The sequence below is a fragment of the Oceanispirochaeta sp. genome, from assembly GCF_027859075.1.
Classification (GTDB): Bacteria; Spirochaetota; Spirochaetia; order DSM-2461; family DSM-2461; genus Oceanispirochaeta.
In genome coordinates this window covers 1-13,858 of record NZ_JAQIBL010000235.1, presented here as the reverse complement: position 1 = coordinate 13,858, position 13,858 = coordinate 1, and the positions used below count along the sequence as shown (strand labels likewise).

The 13,858-nt window shown below is 45.7% G+C and carries 14 protein-coding genes; 7 read left to right on the top strand and 7 right to left on the bottom strand.

Features of this window, described 5'->3' with window-relative positions; genetic code table 11:
- Positions 1 to 14 precede the first annotated feature (14 nt).
- The 6 genes from PF479_RS12850 to PF479_RS12825 form a co-directional block, all read right to left on the bottom strand.
- Complete coding sequence (locus PF479_RS12850) at positions 15 to 1,184, bottom strand: iron-containing alcohol dehydrogenase (RefSeq protein WP_298007251.1); 1,170 nt, start codon at positions 1,182 to 1,184, stop codon at positions 15 to 17.
- A gap of 73 nt (positions 1,185 to 1,257) precedes the next feature.
- Positions 1,258 to 2,643, bottom strand: a complete 1,386-nt coding sequence (locus PF479_RS12845) for an NAD(P)(+) transhydrogenase (Re/Si-specific) subunit beta (protein WP_298007247.1) — start codon at positions 2,641 to 2,643, stop codon at positions 1,258 to 1,260.
- The gene (locus PF479_RS12840; RefSeq protein WP_298007244.1) at positions 2,640 to 2,933 is read right to left on the bottom strand and encodes an NAD(P) transhydrogenase subunit alpha; all 294 of its coding nucleotides are present in this window, start codon (positions 2,931 to 2,933) and stop codon (positions 2,640 to 2,642) included. The genes PF479_RS12845 and PF479_RS12840 overlap by 4 nt, the downstream gene beginning before the upstream one ends.
- Before the next feature lies 1 nt (position 2,934).
- Positions 2,935 to 4,068 (bottom strand): NAD(P) transhydrogenase subunit alpha, encoded by a 1,134-nt coding sequence (locus PF479_RS12835; RefSeq protein WP_298007241.1) that lies wholly within the window; start codon positions 4,066 to 4,068, stop codon positions 2,935 to 2,937.
- Between the two features lie 80 nt (positions 4,069 to 4,148).
- A complete protein-coding gene (locus PF479_RS12830) occupies positions 4,149 to 4,313 on the bottom strand; it encodes a hypothetical protein (RefSeq protein WP_298007238.1) in 165 nt (54 codons plus the stop codon).
- A 75-nt stretch (positions 4,314 to 4,388) separates the two neighbouring features.
- Positions 4,389 to 4,742 (bottom strand): hypothetical protein, encoded by a 354-nt coding sequence (locus PF479_RS12825; protein WP_298007236.1) that lies wholly within the window; start codon positions 4,740 to 4,742, stop codon positions 4,389 to 4,391.
- Between the two features lie 40 nt (positions 4,743 to 4,782).
- Here PF479_RS12825 and pabB point away from each other — a divergent pair, with 40 nt between their 5' ends.
- From pabB to PF479_RS12790, 7 genes are all read left to right on the top strand, one after another.
- Positions 4,783 to 6,567 (top strand): aminodeoxychorismate synthase component I, encoded by a 1,785-nt coding sequence (gene pabB / locus PF479_RS12820; RefSeq protein WP_298007233.1) that lies wholly within the window; start codon positions 4,783 to 4,785, stop codon positions 6,565 to 6,567.
- Positions 6,564 to 7,058 (top strand): AbrB family transcriptional regulator, encoded by a 495-nt coding sequence (locus PF479_RS12815; protein ID WP_298007231.1) that lies wholly within the window; start codon positions 6,564 to 6,566, stop codon positions 7,056 to 7,058. Before pabB ends, PF479_RS12815 begins: the two co-directional genes overlap by 4 nt.
- A 252-nt stretch (positions 7,059 to 7,310) precedes the next feature.
- Positions 7,311 to 8,687 carry a sigma-54 dependent transcriptional regulator gene (locus PF479_RS12810; RefSeq protein ID WP_298007228.1) on the top strand — a complete coding sequence of 459 codons (1,377 nt, stop codon included), beginning with the start codon at positions 7,311 to 7,313 and terminating at the stop codon, positions 8,685 to 8,687.
- Between the two features lie 15 nt (positions 8,688 to 8,702).
- The gene (locus tag PF479_RS12805; RefSeq protein ID WP_298007224.1) at positions 8,703 to 10,508 is read left to right on the top strand and encodes an ATP-binding protein; all 1,806 of its coding nucleotides are present in this window, start codon (positions 8,703 to 8,705) and stop codon (positions 10,506 to 10,508) included.
- A gap of 169 nt (positions 10,509 to 10,677) precedes the next feature.
- Entirely contained in the window at positions 10,678 to 11,256 is a 579-nt protein-coding gene (locus tag PF479_RS12800; protein ID WP_298007221.1) for a hypothetical protein, read from the top strand.
- Positions 11,253 to 12,569: a TrkH family potassium uptake protein gene (locus PF479_RS12795; RefSeq protein ID WP_298007219.1), complete on the top strand. Its 1,317-nt coding sequence runs from the start codon at positions 11,253 to 11,255 to the stop codon at positions 12,567 to 12,569. Before PF479_RS12800 ends, PF479_RS12795 begins: the two co-directional genes overlap by 4 nt.
- Complete coding sequence (locus PF479_RS12790) at positions 12,566 to 13,306, top strand: TrkA family potassium uptake protein (protein ID WP_298007217.1); 741 nt, start codon at positions 12,566 to 12,568, stop codon at positions 13,304 to 13,306. The genes PF479_RS12795 and PF479_RS12790 overlap by 4 nt, the downstream gene beginning before the upstream one ends.
- 53 nt (positions 13,307 to 13,359) lie before the next feature.
- On the opposite strand, the gene PF479_RS12785 is transcribed toward PF479_RS12790, so the two are convergent.
- The coding region (locus PF479_RS12785) for a hypothetical protein (RefSeq protein ID WP_298007214.1) at positions 13,360 to 13,858 on the bottom strand (499 nt) is incomplete at its 5' end.

Below are 13,858 nucleotides of genomic sequence, written 5' to 3'. Positions count from 1 at the left end.
CTTCAAAATGAAAATTACAGGGCCATTTCCAGTATAGCCAGTACATCTTTTTTATAAAGCTTTACAAATTGTCCCTGAGGATTATCTGTTTCTCCTGCACATTTACCCGCCATTTCCTCCAGCCTGTCTCCGGGAATATCCAGACCAGAGAGTGTGGTGGCCAGTCCCAGTGACTGCCAGAACTGTTCCAGAGCCTCTATGCCGGCCAGAGCCGTTTCTTCATCGGATTTAAAATTTTGATCCACATTCCAGACACGGACAGCAAGCTGAACAAAACGTTTGATATCCTGATTCATCACATAACGCATCCAATGAGGAAACAGGGCGGCAAGACCCGCTCCGTGAGCTACATCATAAATACCGCTGAGTTCATGTTCCATCTGATGGGAGCCCCAGTCCCCCAGACGCCCTGTATCCAGGCTGCCGTTATGAGCGACTGTTCCGGACCACATAATTTCTGCCCATGCATCGTAGGTATCCCCATCCATCATAACACTCGGACCATTATGAATTATGGTTTTTAATACGGCTTCGATCATTCTATCGGTCAATTCAACAGGGTAGGAATTGGTGAAATAACGCTCAAAAAGATGAGCCATCATATCAGCCACTCCACAGGCCCTCTGAAAGGGTGGCAGAGTCATAGCCAGCTCGGGATTCAATATGGAAAAATCAGGATAGAGGAGTTCCGAACCGCAGGGTCTTTTCAGCTGACCCTCTTCTTTGGTTATGACCGTCCCGTTACTGGATTCACTTCCAGCGGCAGGGATGGTCAGAACGGTTCCCAGACCGATGACCTCTTCAGGCTGAGCCTTTCCTTCATAGAAATCCCAGACATCGCCCTCATAGGGAACTCCCGCAGCAATAGCTTTGGCGGAATCGATGACCGACCCTCCCCCCACAGCCAGGATAAAATCTATATCTTTTTCACGGCAGATTTTAATACCTTCCCTCACTAGAGAAAGCCGTGGATTCGGTTTCACACCAGCCAGTTCAGTCCACTCCACCCCTGATGACTTCAGAGAGGCGATAACCCTGTCGTAAAGGCCTGACTTTTTAATAGAACCTCCACCGTAATGAAGGAGTATATTTTTACTGTAAACACTGACCGCTTCACCGGCTTTGTTTTCCATGCCCTTTCCAAAATAGATTTGTGTGGGATTTCTGAAAATGAAATTGTCCATGAGTTCTCCTGTTCTCAGAAAACCGCGACCGGCGGATCTCTGAGTATTTATTTTTCTGTCTTATAACCTGAGATTAAGACTCCTTAAACTGGGCTACCAAAGCCTGGATAGAGGCTTTGGCATCCCCGAAAAGCATTCGTGTATTCTCTCTGAAAAAGAGAGGATTGCCAATACCGGCGAATCCTGTTCTCATAGATCGTTTCAGAACAAATACGGTCTTGGCTTTATCCGCATTGATGATGGGCATCCCGTAAATCGGACTGCTTTCCACCTCTCTGGCGGCGGGATTCACAACATCGTTCGCTCCGATAACAATGGCCACATCCACGGTTTCCATCATGGGATTGATGTCATCCATTTCTCTCATTTTATCGTAGGAAACATTGGCTTCAGCCAAAAGAACATTCATATGACCGGGCATCCGGCCGGCAACGGGATGAATCGCAAAATTCACTTCCGCTCCATTCTGCTCCAGAAGATTCCCCAGCTCTTTCACCACATGCTGCGCCTGGGCAACAGCCATGCCGTAACCGGGAATAATCACCACCGAAGAGGCGGCTTCCAGGATAAGATAGGCATCTTCTGAACTGATGGGCCTGATTTCCCCTTCTTCCCCCTCGGAGGAGGCAACACTGCCGCCGGCAGAACCGAAGCCGCTGAACAGGACATTGGCCAGCGATCGGTTCATGGCCTTGCACATGATATTGGTCAGGATGATACCGCTGGCCCCGACGAGGGCTCCCGAGACGATGAGGAGATTATTCCTGATGGCAAAACCTGCGGCACAGGCGGCAAGACCCGAGTAGGAGTTAAGCAGAGAGATCACAACGGGCATATCCGCCCCGCCAATGGGAATGACCACCATCACACCCAGGACTCCCGACAGGATCACCGCGTAGAGGATCAGGGAAGAACGGGGAATTCCCGCCAATTCGGGAAAGACAAAGAGTACAGCAAAACTGAATAAAGAGAGGAGAATCAGGGAATTCACAATCTGCTGCCCTTTAAACTGGACAGGTTTGGTTGTGATTTTTCCATCCAGTTTTCCAAAAGCCACCATACTGCCTGTAAAGGTGATGCCTCCGATGAAGACTGAAAGGTAGAGGGTGATGAGGGTAAAGGCCTCGGTATTTGGATTTTTGAAAAACAGAACCCAGGCGACCAGAAGACTGGCAATACCACCGAATCCGTTAAAGACAGCCACCATCTGGGGCATATCGGTCATGGCCACCAGCCGGGCGGCCAGAATACCGATGAGTGATCCCACGGCGATTCCGATCAGAATCCATTGGAAGGACAGGATATTACGATCCAGCAGGGTGATGACCACCGCCAGGAACATAGCCAGGGCGGAAAGAAGATTTCCCCGCCTGGCAGTGGCAGGAGAGCTCATCAGCTTGAGACCGACGATAAAAAGGACAGAACACACAATGTAGACAGTGTTGATCAGAAATATCATGAGTCACTCTCCTTTTTTTTCTTTTTAAACATCTCCAGCATCCTGTCGGTAACCAGATAGCCCCCTACGACATTGATGGTTGCAAAGGCGACAGCCATGGTTCCCAGAACAATGGTGATCCTGGAATCGGCACTCCCCGCAGAGGTCAAGGCCCCCACCAGAGTGATTCCGGAGATGGCATGGCTACCGGACATTAAGGGTGTATGCAGGGTGGAAGGAACCTTGCGAATCAGCTCCAGCCCCAGAAAAATTGACAATATCAGGATAAAGAATAGGTAGATAACATCCATATCAGGACTCCTCCCTGAAGCGCTCATGAACGATGGCGCCTCCCCGTGTGATGACACAACCCGTGAGGATTTCACTCTCCCCCTCAAGGACAGGTCCTTTTTTCTCATCCTTCCAGAAGGTTTCGAGAAAGGCTGTTATATTTCCAGAATACATCTGGCTGGCATGATAGGGAACTTCCATTTCACCCTTACCATAGCCCAGGATATTGACTCCCCCGACGCTCACCAGCTGATCCGGGACGGACCCCTCTACATTTCCACCGCTGTCAACGGCCATGTCGACCAGGATGCTCCCGGCTGACATTTTGTTTACCATTTCTGAGTTGATAATGACAGGAGCCTTCCTTCCGAAGAGCTTGGCCGTAGTAATCACCACATCAGACTGACTGCAGACCTTGGTCATGAGTTCCCGCTGCTTTTGAAGCTGTTCCTCCGTCAGTTCCCTGGCGTACCCGTCCTTGGTCTGCCCCGTATCACCCAGATCGATCTTCACAAAACGGGCTCCCAGAGAGTGAACCTGTTCTTCCACCACAGGGCGGGTATCAAAGGCGGAAACGCTGGCTCCCAGCCTCCTGGCTGTGGCGATGGCCTGAAGTCCGGCCACACCGGCTCCAATCACAAAGACCTTGGAGGGGGATATGGTTCCCGCAGGAGTCATCATCATGGGAAATACTTTTTTCTGAAGTTCCGCCGCCTTGATGACGGCCATATAACCCGCCAGAGACGCCTGGGAACTGAGGACATCCATTTTTTGTGCGATTGTACTCCGGGGTATCATTTCCAGACTCACCGCGGTGACTCCGGCAGAAGACAGAGACCGGATCAGCTCTATTTCATTAAAGGGGTCGAGCTGACAGATCAAGGCTGTCCCGGAGGGAATTTTCGAGACTTCTGAAGCCTCAGGTTTTCCCACCATCAACAGAATATCCGCCTTTTTGAAAAGATCCTCTCTGGAAAACAGGATCTCACATCCCGCTTCTTTATACTGTTCATCCGAATAGCCGGCTTTTAACCCGGCCCCTGACTGAACGACGATGGAAGCACCCTCCCATTTTAAGATTTTACCAACCGATTCGGGAACCAGAGCCACTCTGGTTTCACCATCAGCAGATTCAACAGGCACAGCAATCAACATAGTTTTTTCTCCTGTTATTTGGAAATAATCATCCCGAACCTATTATTGGAATCAGGAAGATCTGGATTTCAAAATCAACTCTATTCCAACTTTTTGGGACTGCAGAGCAGATCTTTGTCAGTAGAGACTCTCAGACATTTTTTACATATATATTTGGGATGGACCACCTCGGCAATGATGGCCTCCTCTTTCTTCTTCAAACCGTCATCTGCCAATTTACACATAGTTTTCTTCAGCTTCGACACATTCCTTCTCCTCCACTTAGTCTCTTCTAATGTTTTTAGTATAATATAGTGACGACGGGTTTTGCTTGTTTTTTCTCATTCCAGGCACCATTTGGCATACATATCGGGGCTCATGCCTGTGAAGTCATGAAAATGGGTCTGTAAAAGGTCTTCACCAGGGAACCCCAGCTTAATCAGAATATCATCCCAGGACTCGCCTTCTGATAGATAACGGCAGGCCATATTGCAATAAAAGCAGATGTTCAGATCTTCCGGGTTAGAATTTTTTATTGAAAAGAAGATGCCCCCGTCAGGACCATGATCAGAAAGAATAGAGGAGATGAATTCGGGAACAAAATAGAGGGGCCTCATATCGGCTGTATCGAACTGACCGAACATAAAATCCAGCGAAAAATCTGACCGGAAGAATGGAAGTATCCTTTTCTCCATGCTAAAGTGAGGCTCTCAGAGAAGATTCAGGAGGACGATTATGAATCCCTGTCGTGAGGGAGAGGCTCTCATTCATGATGCACAGTCGAAAAGCTGGCTCCATTTTCAGAATCCCCTGACAACATACTCCGCATACAGACAGGAAGAAGTCGGTCCGCTTATCCTCAGGATTCATAGAGAGGTCAAAGAAAAACGGCTCTATGCCGCCGGATTCATCGCCTATGATGCGGCTCCCGGTATGGATGACGCCCTTCACTCTCAGAGGGACAAAGAGACTCCCCTCCTGTCTTTTACCCTTTACCCGACCCCGACAATTCTGGATAAAAACTTTCTGATTCCGTCTCAAGATCCATCCCAGGGCGAAGGAAAAGGGCCAGACTGGAAGGCGACTATGACCCGGAGTGAATACAACAGAGGAATCATGGCCGTGAAAGAGTACATCCGCCAGGGCCAGACCTACCAGGTCAATTATACATACCGCCTGAAAGCAGATTTCACCGAAGATCCCTGGGAGTTTTTCTGCCGGATACGAACCGCCCAGAAGGCACCCTATGGAGCCTACCTGAGCCTGGGAAAATGGACCGTCTGCTCCGCATCGCCGGAGCTTTTCTTTTCTTTAGACGGAGACAGGATCAGCACAAAACCTATGAAAGGAACCGCTCCCCGGGGGCTGACCCTGGGCGAAGATAAAAAGAAGTCCCGGGAGCTTTTGAACTCAGAGAAAAACAGGGCGGAAAACATGATGATCGTAGATATGATCCGCAACGATCTGGGACGCATCGCCCGAACGGGCAGTGTCCGGGTTCCCCGGCTCTTCAATCTTGAAAAGTACCCCACTCTCTGGCAGATGACCAGTGAGATTCTGGCAGAAACTGACGCCGAAATACCGGAGATTATGAACAATCTCTTCCCCTGTGCCTCCATCACGGGAGCACCCAAATATAGGACCATGGAGATCATCAGAGAATTGGAAAACACTCCCCGGGGACTGTATACCGGCTCCATCGGATACTGGGGTCCTGACAGGAAGGCCCAGTTCAATGTAGCCATCCGTACGGCCCTGATAGACAATTCCAGGAAGAAAGCCTTTTATGGCACCGGGGGAGGCATTGTCTGGGATTCAACCGCCGAAGGGGAATACGCGGAATCCTTGAATAAGATACAGATTTTGACCCGGAAAATGCCGGATTTCTCACTCCTGGAGACACTGAAGTGGTCCCCCTCTGAGGGTTATTCTCTCCTGGACAGGCATCTGGACAGGATGGAAGAGAGTGCCGAATACTTCGACCGCCCGTTTAGCCGGGAGAGGGTGAAAACTAAACTCATCCGGGAGAGCTCATTATTTTATGAACCCGGAAACAGGCGGGTCCGCCTCCTGCTGGACAGCCGGGGAGAGGTGCAGATTGAAACAGCCCCTCTTCCCCCGGCCGAAGCAGGACCCCAAGCCTGGACCATCAAAAGCGCAAAGACTCCCATTGATCATAAAAATCCCCTGGTCTATCACAAAACCACAAGACGTGAGTTCTATAAGGAGTTTAGGGCCCAATGGCCCGAGGCAGATGATGTGCTTCTGTGGAATGAAAAAAGAGAAGTGTGCGAAACAACTGTTTGTAATATAATAGCTGTCTGGGGAGGGGATTCCTTCACCCCTCCCCGAACTTCGGGACTCCTGGGAGGAACCCTCCGCCGGGAGATGCTGGAGTCTGGAGAAATCAAAGAGAGGGTCATCACCCTGGACGAGCTGGTGACGGCGGATGAGATTTATCTGATCAATTCGGTCCGGGGCAGAATCAAGGCCCGTTGGGACAAGGGAGACCATGTATGATATCACGATTTATTACTACTTTACTTGTGGCCGCTGTGGGAGGAATGATCGGGATCAAACTGAAACTCCCGGCAGGCGCCCTCTTTGGTGCCATGGTCGCCACGGCTGTGTATAATCTGCTGACCAATAAAGGATATGTTCCACCACAGGCCAATACGGTCCTGCAGATTGTGATCGGAGCCTCAATAGGATTGAATTTCAATACGGAGACCATCAAGGGTCTGGGTTCCATATTCGGCGCAGCGGTCATCATGGTGGTGGGCCTGATGGTATTCAGCCTTCTGCTGGGTCTGGTCATCTCTAAAGTCACCGGTATTGACCTGATCACAGCCCTTTTCAGCGCGTCTCCCGGAGGCTTGGCGAATATTGTCCTGATATCCGATGCCTATGGCGCCCAGGCCCATGTTGTAGCCCTCCTTCATACGCTGAGACTGGTGACTGTGGTGGTTTTTATGCCCATTATTGTGAAGTTTATTTCAAAATTTCTTTGAAGCACTATAGTGTAGTAAAACTCATCCACATTACGTCCTATTAATTATGGATTGCTGTATTCAACCCGAACTCAAAAATATAAAACCTCAATGAACAGTAAAAATAGAGAACCGATGTCGGTATTAAATAAATGGCATAGAAGCGACTAACTCTAATTCTTATTTTCCACTACTGGGAATCTCTCTGTCTTTTCCATATAAAATACTCAATTCAGATGTAAAGACACAATCTTGTTGTGTTATTATCATCTCATGAAATCAACTGAAAAGGTTTCGCTCAATTCTGACCTATTTTTTCTCAATATCCTAGTCGTCGATGATGAAGCGAACATTCGAAAAACCGTCTCCTATTGTTTATCGTCCTTGGGGCATGAAGTAATTGCTGTTTCTAATGGCAAAGACGCACTTGAGGTCGTAAAAAAGCAAAGGATACATCTTGCCTTTGTCGATTTAAGGCTCGAAGAAACCAATGGACTGGAGTTGATCCCAGAGATTCTTCGGGAGTCACCAGGGATTAAAATAGTTGTGATCACTGCTCATGCCAGTATCGATACAGCCGTTGAAGCAATGCGAGTCGGTGCAGTTGATTATGTAGCTAAACCTTTTTCAGCTGATCGAATCAAAGTCCTGGCCAGGCAATATACTCAAATTTGCTTTCTGGAGCTGGAAAATGCCACTTTAAAAGCTGACATCAGTGAGGTTCAACCTGAATCCCATTGGGAATCAAATAATCCTCAATATCAAAAAACTTTAGAGCTCTTAAAAACAGCGGCTGAATCAGAGGCGACAATCCTCCTTCAGGGAGAGAGTGGAACTGGTAAATCTCTCATAGCCCGAGAAATTCATAAATGGAGCAGCCGCTCTGCTGGAGTATGCGGTACCATTTCTTGTCCATCTGTTCCTGCAGAACTGCTGGAAAGTGAACTTTTTGGCCACGTTCGGGGAGCCTTTACTGGAGCGGTTAAGGATAATCCAGGAAGAATAAGAAATTGTGAAGGGGGAACCCTCTTTCTGGATGAAATAGCAGAAATGCCCCTTCCACTGCAAGCTAAAATCCTCAGGTTCCTTCAAGACCGAGAGTATGAACGTATTGGAGACTCAAGAACCTGTCGAGCAGATGTCCGTATCATCGCAGCAACTAATGGAGACTTGGCTGCTCTTGTTGAGCAAAATCTTTTCCGGAAAGATCTGTTCTATCGTTTAGAGGTTATAAGTGTCACTCTTCCTCCTCTGAGAGATCGACGAGAGGACATACCCACTTTGGCTCAAACCTTTTTAAACCACTTCAGTAGAGTCAATCATAAGCAGGGCTTTACATTCTCTTCCGAAACTCTAAATATCATGCAAAGCTTTTCTTGGCCGGGAAACATCAGAGAACTGAAAAACGTAGTAGAACGGACTATCATTTTGAACAAACCATGTGTAATCAAACCCGATGATCTGCCCCAAAAAATGCAACAACCAGGAATAACTGATTCTATTGATCAAGAGCTCCTCACTTTAGCCGAACTTGAAGAGATGTACATCAACCGCATCCTGAAACAAACGTCATCTTTGAAAAAAGCCTCATTAATTCTGGGGATCGATCAGGCGACCCTGTGGCGAAAACGTAAACAATATAACCTTTAGAAAGGAGGCCGAGAGATGAGGTTAAAAAATAAGATACTGACATCCAACGGACTGGTTCTGGTTTTATCAGGTATGGTTATTGTTTGGGCCTTGGTAAATATAATCTCTCTGGGACAAGCTTCTGATGCCATATTAAGGGAAAATTATCGTAGTATATCTGCTGCAATTGGGATGAGGCAGTCTATGGATCAACAAAAGACCATATTATTACAAGTCAGATATGAAGAACCCGATCAGCCATTGCATGAAAACCTACGAAAGTTGGATGCACTTTTTATTGAGTGGCTGGCTCGGGCTAAAGATAATATTACCATCTCAGGGGAAGCGGAGATTGTTGAGAAGATAAGTGACCGCTATTCTGCTTATCGGGAAGAGGTTGCTCTTTGGTTAAGTGTGGACAAGGACACATCACCATTGCCGCGACAAGGAGAAATAAGGAGCCTTTGTACCGATTTATTAGAACTTAACGAGTCCATTATGTACGAAGCTAGCAATCAAGCTAGAGTCCTCTCGAATAGAGCTTTTATTTCTACACTAGTCATTACCGCTATTTCACTTTTGTTTGTTTTCTTTTTCAGCCTTCTCCTGGCAGAGCGGATTGTTAAGCCCATATATAAGATAAGCGAAGCTTCCCGACGACTCTCACAGGGGGATTATTCCGCAAAAGTCGATGTTGGCAGTAAGGATGAACTAGGCACTTTAGCAGAAGAATTCAATGCAATGGCCTTACAACTTGGGAATTACCATGAATTAAATATCGAGCAGATAGTCTCAGAAAAGAATAAAGCGGATACAATTATTTCTGGAATTGAGGACGGATTGGTTGTGTTTGATAAAGAACTGGTTGTTATCAGTATCAATCCTGCGGCATTGAAAATTTTTAATGCCGATCCGCTGAATACATTAGGCTCTGATTGTGAAGATCTCTGCGGCAGTGTTCCCCTCTGTTCTATTATTCGAGAGAGTGTTCATCAGGACCCCTTAAATGGTCTGCCCGAGGAAGAGAGAATTCTCGTTATTCAGAATCCGAATGGTGAGCCACGGCATTATCAATACACATTATCTCCCATCCGCGGAAAAAGGAAAATCGCTTCGGGGATACTTCTTCTGCTTCGCAATATTACCCGAATGAAAGAGCTGGAAGACCTGAAAAGTGAATTCGTCATGGCCGCTTCTCATGAACTCAAAACACCTCTGACAAGCCTTGGAATGAGTATAGACCTGCTTTACGAGCGATTAATGAACTCTGAGGATGAGATGGAAAGAGATCTGATTAGTACTGCGAGGGAAGAGATATTTTATATGAAATCTCTTACAGAGGACTTACTGGAGTTATCCCGTCTTGAATCAGGAAGAATTGAAATAGATCAGGAGAGAGTAGAAGTCAACTCTCTGTTTGAATATATCGAATCAATATTCCGAAAGCAAGCTGAGGAGAAACAAATCAAGCTGTCCAGGACAGTCCATCAAGGCGCTGAATTCCTCGACGGAGATATGAATAAAGTAACCTGGGTTCTGTCTAATCTTGTATCCAATGCTTTACGCTATATTTCCGATAAAGGAATGATTAAAATCTCTGCAGCAAAAATTGGTTTTAACATCCATATTTCTGTAGAAGATGATGGACAAGGTATTCCTCCAGAATACCAATCTCGAATTTTTCAAAAATTCTCTCAGATTCGGGGCCGGAAATCCGGTGGCTCCGGATTGGGATTGGCCATCTGTAAAGAGATAATTAGAGCCCACGGTGGGACCATATGGGTGGAATCACAACAAGGACAAGGCAGTATTTTTACCTTCACTCTCCCACTGTCTAATTGAGGAACTCTTCTTTCAGTTCTTGAATATTGCAAAGTTCATTGTTGAATCATTGCATATTGCAACACATGAAAGGTATGTCCAGGACCTTAATTTCATTCAAGATATATAAATGTTTTTTAGGCACACTTTTTGCATACTGTCTCCTTAATGGATACATTAAGGAGACAGTATGCGTGGAATTTTATGTGACATCTCAGTAAATGAATGGAATGGATCTGATGGAGAAATTTTATTTACCAGCAGCCCCATCAGCTGCTTATCCCTGACCGAAATTCAGAATCCCGATTTTGTTTTCATTCGTTTTTCTTATGGGTCAATAGAACTGAATTCAAAACTTATTGAATTGTGTACTTGTTTGAAACGGGATAGACGAATTACGTCCATCCCTGTTATTGCTTTGCTGGATTATCCACAAAGAGTTCTGGTTGAAAAGTTAATAGAAACGGGCGTAACATTTATTGCCTATCTTACTGACCCCATAATAAACAAACAGAAATTAACTCATTATTATAGATCAAGTGATAGTCAGCTTGAGCCTTTTACAACTGCTGCCAGTGTCTGCCCTTTTCTTAATTATGAAGTTTATAATGCTAATGAAGAGATCAGCTTATGCGGTGCCGACTACAATAGATTGGTTATTAATAAGAGGAGAATGAATCATTTCTGCAGTAATCGAAATCATCTGTCCTGTCCCTTCTATCTCAATCCTAAAACCATAAAACGCTTTACTCAGTTGGAACTACCATGAAAAGCAGTTACATTCTCTTAAGCTACTTTTTTTCCACAACCTTGATTGGAGCCTTACTTCTTTATCTTCCTGCGGCCTGGAATGGGCCAGATAGACTCCATTTTATAGATAGTCTTTTTACATCCGCTTCAGCTGTCTGTGTGACGGGATTAATAACCGTAGATACGTCTCAATACACACTATTAGGAAAATCAGTAATAATGATACTCATCCAGGCTGGTGGGTTAGGGATTATCACCTTTGCCACTCTTCTCTTATTAATTCCCGGCAGACGAATCTCTTTTAATAATCGAAGTCTTATCAAGAATTTCTATGTTGAAGGAATCGAATATGAACCAAAAAAAATTATCAAGTCAATTCTTCTTCTAACATTCTTTACCGAAATGATAGGGGCTCTGATTTTATTTGTGCGTTTTCATGATCTCCCACAAGGAGGATTTACGGCTGTATTTCATGCAATCTCCGCTTTCTGCAATGCCGGATTCTCAACCTTTCCGAATAGTTTGGAAGAATGGAACAGAGATCCTCTCGTTATGATAACAGTATCATTGTTGGTTATATGTGGTGGGATCAGCTTTGTTGTTCTTCATGATATTTCCGCAAGAGTTCGAAGAGCGAAACCCAAACTTTCACTTCACTCAACTGTTGTACTGATCACTACCCTGATTCTGGTTCTTGGTGGCACCATCTTTTTCTACATCAGTGAGCGGCATAGGGCATTTGAATATCTTCTACCCCCACAAAAAATACTCAACGCCTTTTTCCATGTGGTGACACCCCGAACCGCAGGATTCAATGCGTTGCCGATGAACTCTTTTTCTCCAAAGTCCAACATGTTCACCATGGTGCTCATGTTTATTGGTGCAGCGCCAGGTTCCATGGCAGGAGGAATTAAGGTGACCACCCTCTTTCTTGTTCTTTTATCTCTTTTTCGAGGGATTGATAAAAATGGAGACAGTTTTTTCGGTCACTACCGAATCCCTGCCCGAGTCATTAGTCATGCTGGTCTCTTTTTCATCAAAGCTCTATTTCTTCTCTCTTGCGTTATTTTCTTACTGTCCTTAACTGAAAGATCTTTGCTTGAAAATGGGCATATAGGGATTTTCGAACTTGTTTTTGAAGCCATTTCTGCTTTTGGGACCGTAGGTCTATCTTTAGGTGTCACGGCAAAGCTCAGTTTCCTGGGTAAAATCATAATTATCGGCACTATGTTATCGGGTCGAATCGGGCTGATTTTTATGGCAACCGATCGTATTAAACATTGCAAAGTACAGATGGTGGAATATCCATTTGGTGAGGTAATAACAGGATGAAACAATTTGTAATTATTGGACTGGGGGCCTTCGGAAAAAGGGTCCTCGAGGAATTGAGTCAAATAAATGTGGAAGTTATGGTCATTGACCAGGATGAAGCACTTATTGAACAGTATTCAAACAGGGTAAGTAAATCCTTCATTGCAAATGCTTTGCACGAAGAAGTCATCAGAAAATTAGTACCCCAGGGAATCGATGGTGTGGTTATTGATCTAGGAGGGAAGGTCGAAGTCTCTGCATTAGTAACAAACTATCTTAATAAAATGGGAGTTAAAAATATTGTGGCCCGAGCTGAAAGTGATGAACATGGAGAGATTCTTTCACTTCTTGGGGCCTCTCGGGTAGTTTTTCCAACCCGGGAAGCAGCGAAAAGGATTACTCCCCTTCTGGTCTCACCAGATTTCTATAATTTTCTTCCGATCAGCGATGGATTAGTGATAGCAGAAATTCAGATACCCCCTGATTTGGATGGAAAAACACTTATTGAGGTCGATTTCCGGAAAACTTATCAATTGAACATTATGGCTGTCCGGGACATTCCAGGAAAACCCTTCCACTTTGTTGATGGAGACTTTCGAATGACTAATAATACAGTTCTATTGGCAGTGGGAGATCAACGGGATATCATACGATTTTCAGGTTTTACTCCTTCAGGATCTCCTGATAAGAAAGACACTATTTGGAAGAGCCTATTCTTCCAGCCCAAAAAGAAACTGTTTAGTAGATTTCGATTTTAAGATGTATCTCTAAATCGAGAGTGAAGAGATAGAAAATTCATCTGAAGGAGTTTCTATCTCTTCAGTTCCTTTTGAATAAGAGTTCTGATTTTCTTTTTTGCTAAGGGGGGGCCCAGAGGGATTTCGCGATCGTTGATAAACAGAGCATCACTGCTCCCCCATTCCTTCAGCACATCCGGTTCCTCTGTCACAATTTCACGGAACACGACGGCATCTCCGAATTCTTCAGAGACGGCTTTCGCCCGTTCATTCGCCAGGTTCATAACAGGACAGATTCCGTTGACAAGGGATGTCACATGCACCATTCCTGTTTCTCTGGAAGAATTGCTGATTTTCTTCGGCACAGACCATTGGGGAGCCTGAGCATCCGGGGAGAGGGATTTCCATAAGAGACGGCGCATTCCATCTTTCTGTACCACCTGATACCCCTGTTTTTTATACCAGGAGGCCTTCATCCAAAAGGGCAGGGTAATCCCCCAGGCGGCGATTCCATCAGCTCCCCGATTCCGGATATCCTCTTCGGCGGATTTCAGCAGAGCCCTCCCCATACCC

Coding starts and splice junctions, on each gene's coding strand:
- PF479_RS12850 (WP_298007251.1), bottom strand. CDS start 1,184: ATGGACAATTTCATTTTCAGAAATCCCACACAAATCTATTTTGGAAAG.
- PF479_RS12845 (WP_298007247.1), bottom strand. CDS start 2,643: ATGATATTTCTGATCAACACTGTCTACATTGTGTGTTCTGTCCTTTTT.
- PF479_RS12840 (WP_298007244.1), bottom strand. CDS start 2,933: ATGGATGTTATCTACCTATTCTTTATCCTGATATTGTCAATTTTTCTG.
- PF479_RS12835 (WP_298007241.1), bottom strand. CDS start 4,068: ATGTTGATTGCTGTGCCTGTTGAATCTGCTGATGGTGAAACCAGAGTG.
- PF479_RS12825 (WP_298007236.1), bottom strand. CDS start 4,742: ATGGAGAAAAGGATACTTCCATTCTTCCGGTCAGATTTTTCGCTGGAT.
- pabB (WP_298007233.1), top strand. CDS start 4,783: ATGAATCCCTGTCGTGAGGGAGAGGCTCTCATTCATGATGCACAGTCG.
- PF479_RS12815 (WP_298007231.1), top strand. CDS start 6,564: ATGATATCACGATTTATTACTACTTTACTTGTGGCCGCTGTGGGAGGA.
- PF479_RS12810 (WP_298007228.1), top strand. CDS start 7,311: ATGAAATCAACTGAAAAGGTTTCGCTCAATTCTGACCTATTTTTTCTC.
- PF479_RS12805 (WP_298007224.1), top strand. CDS start 8,703: ATGAGGTTAAAAAATAAGATACTGACATCCAACGGACTGGTTCTGGTT.
- PF479_RS12800 (WP_298007221.1), top strand. CDS start 10,678: ATGCGTGGAATTTTATGTGACATCTCAGTAAATGAATGGAATGGATCT.
- PF479_RS12795 (WP_298007219.1), top strand. CDS start 11,253: ATGAAAAGCAGTTACATTCTCTTAAGCTACTTTTTTTCCACAACCTTG.
- PF479_RS12790 (WP_298007217.1), top strand. CDS start 12,566: ATGAAACAATTTGTAATTATTGGACTGGGGGCCTTCGGAAAAAGGGTC.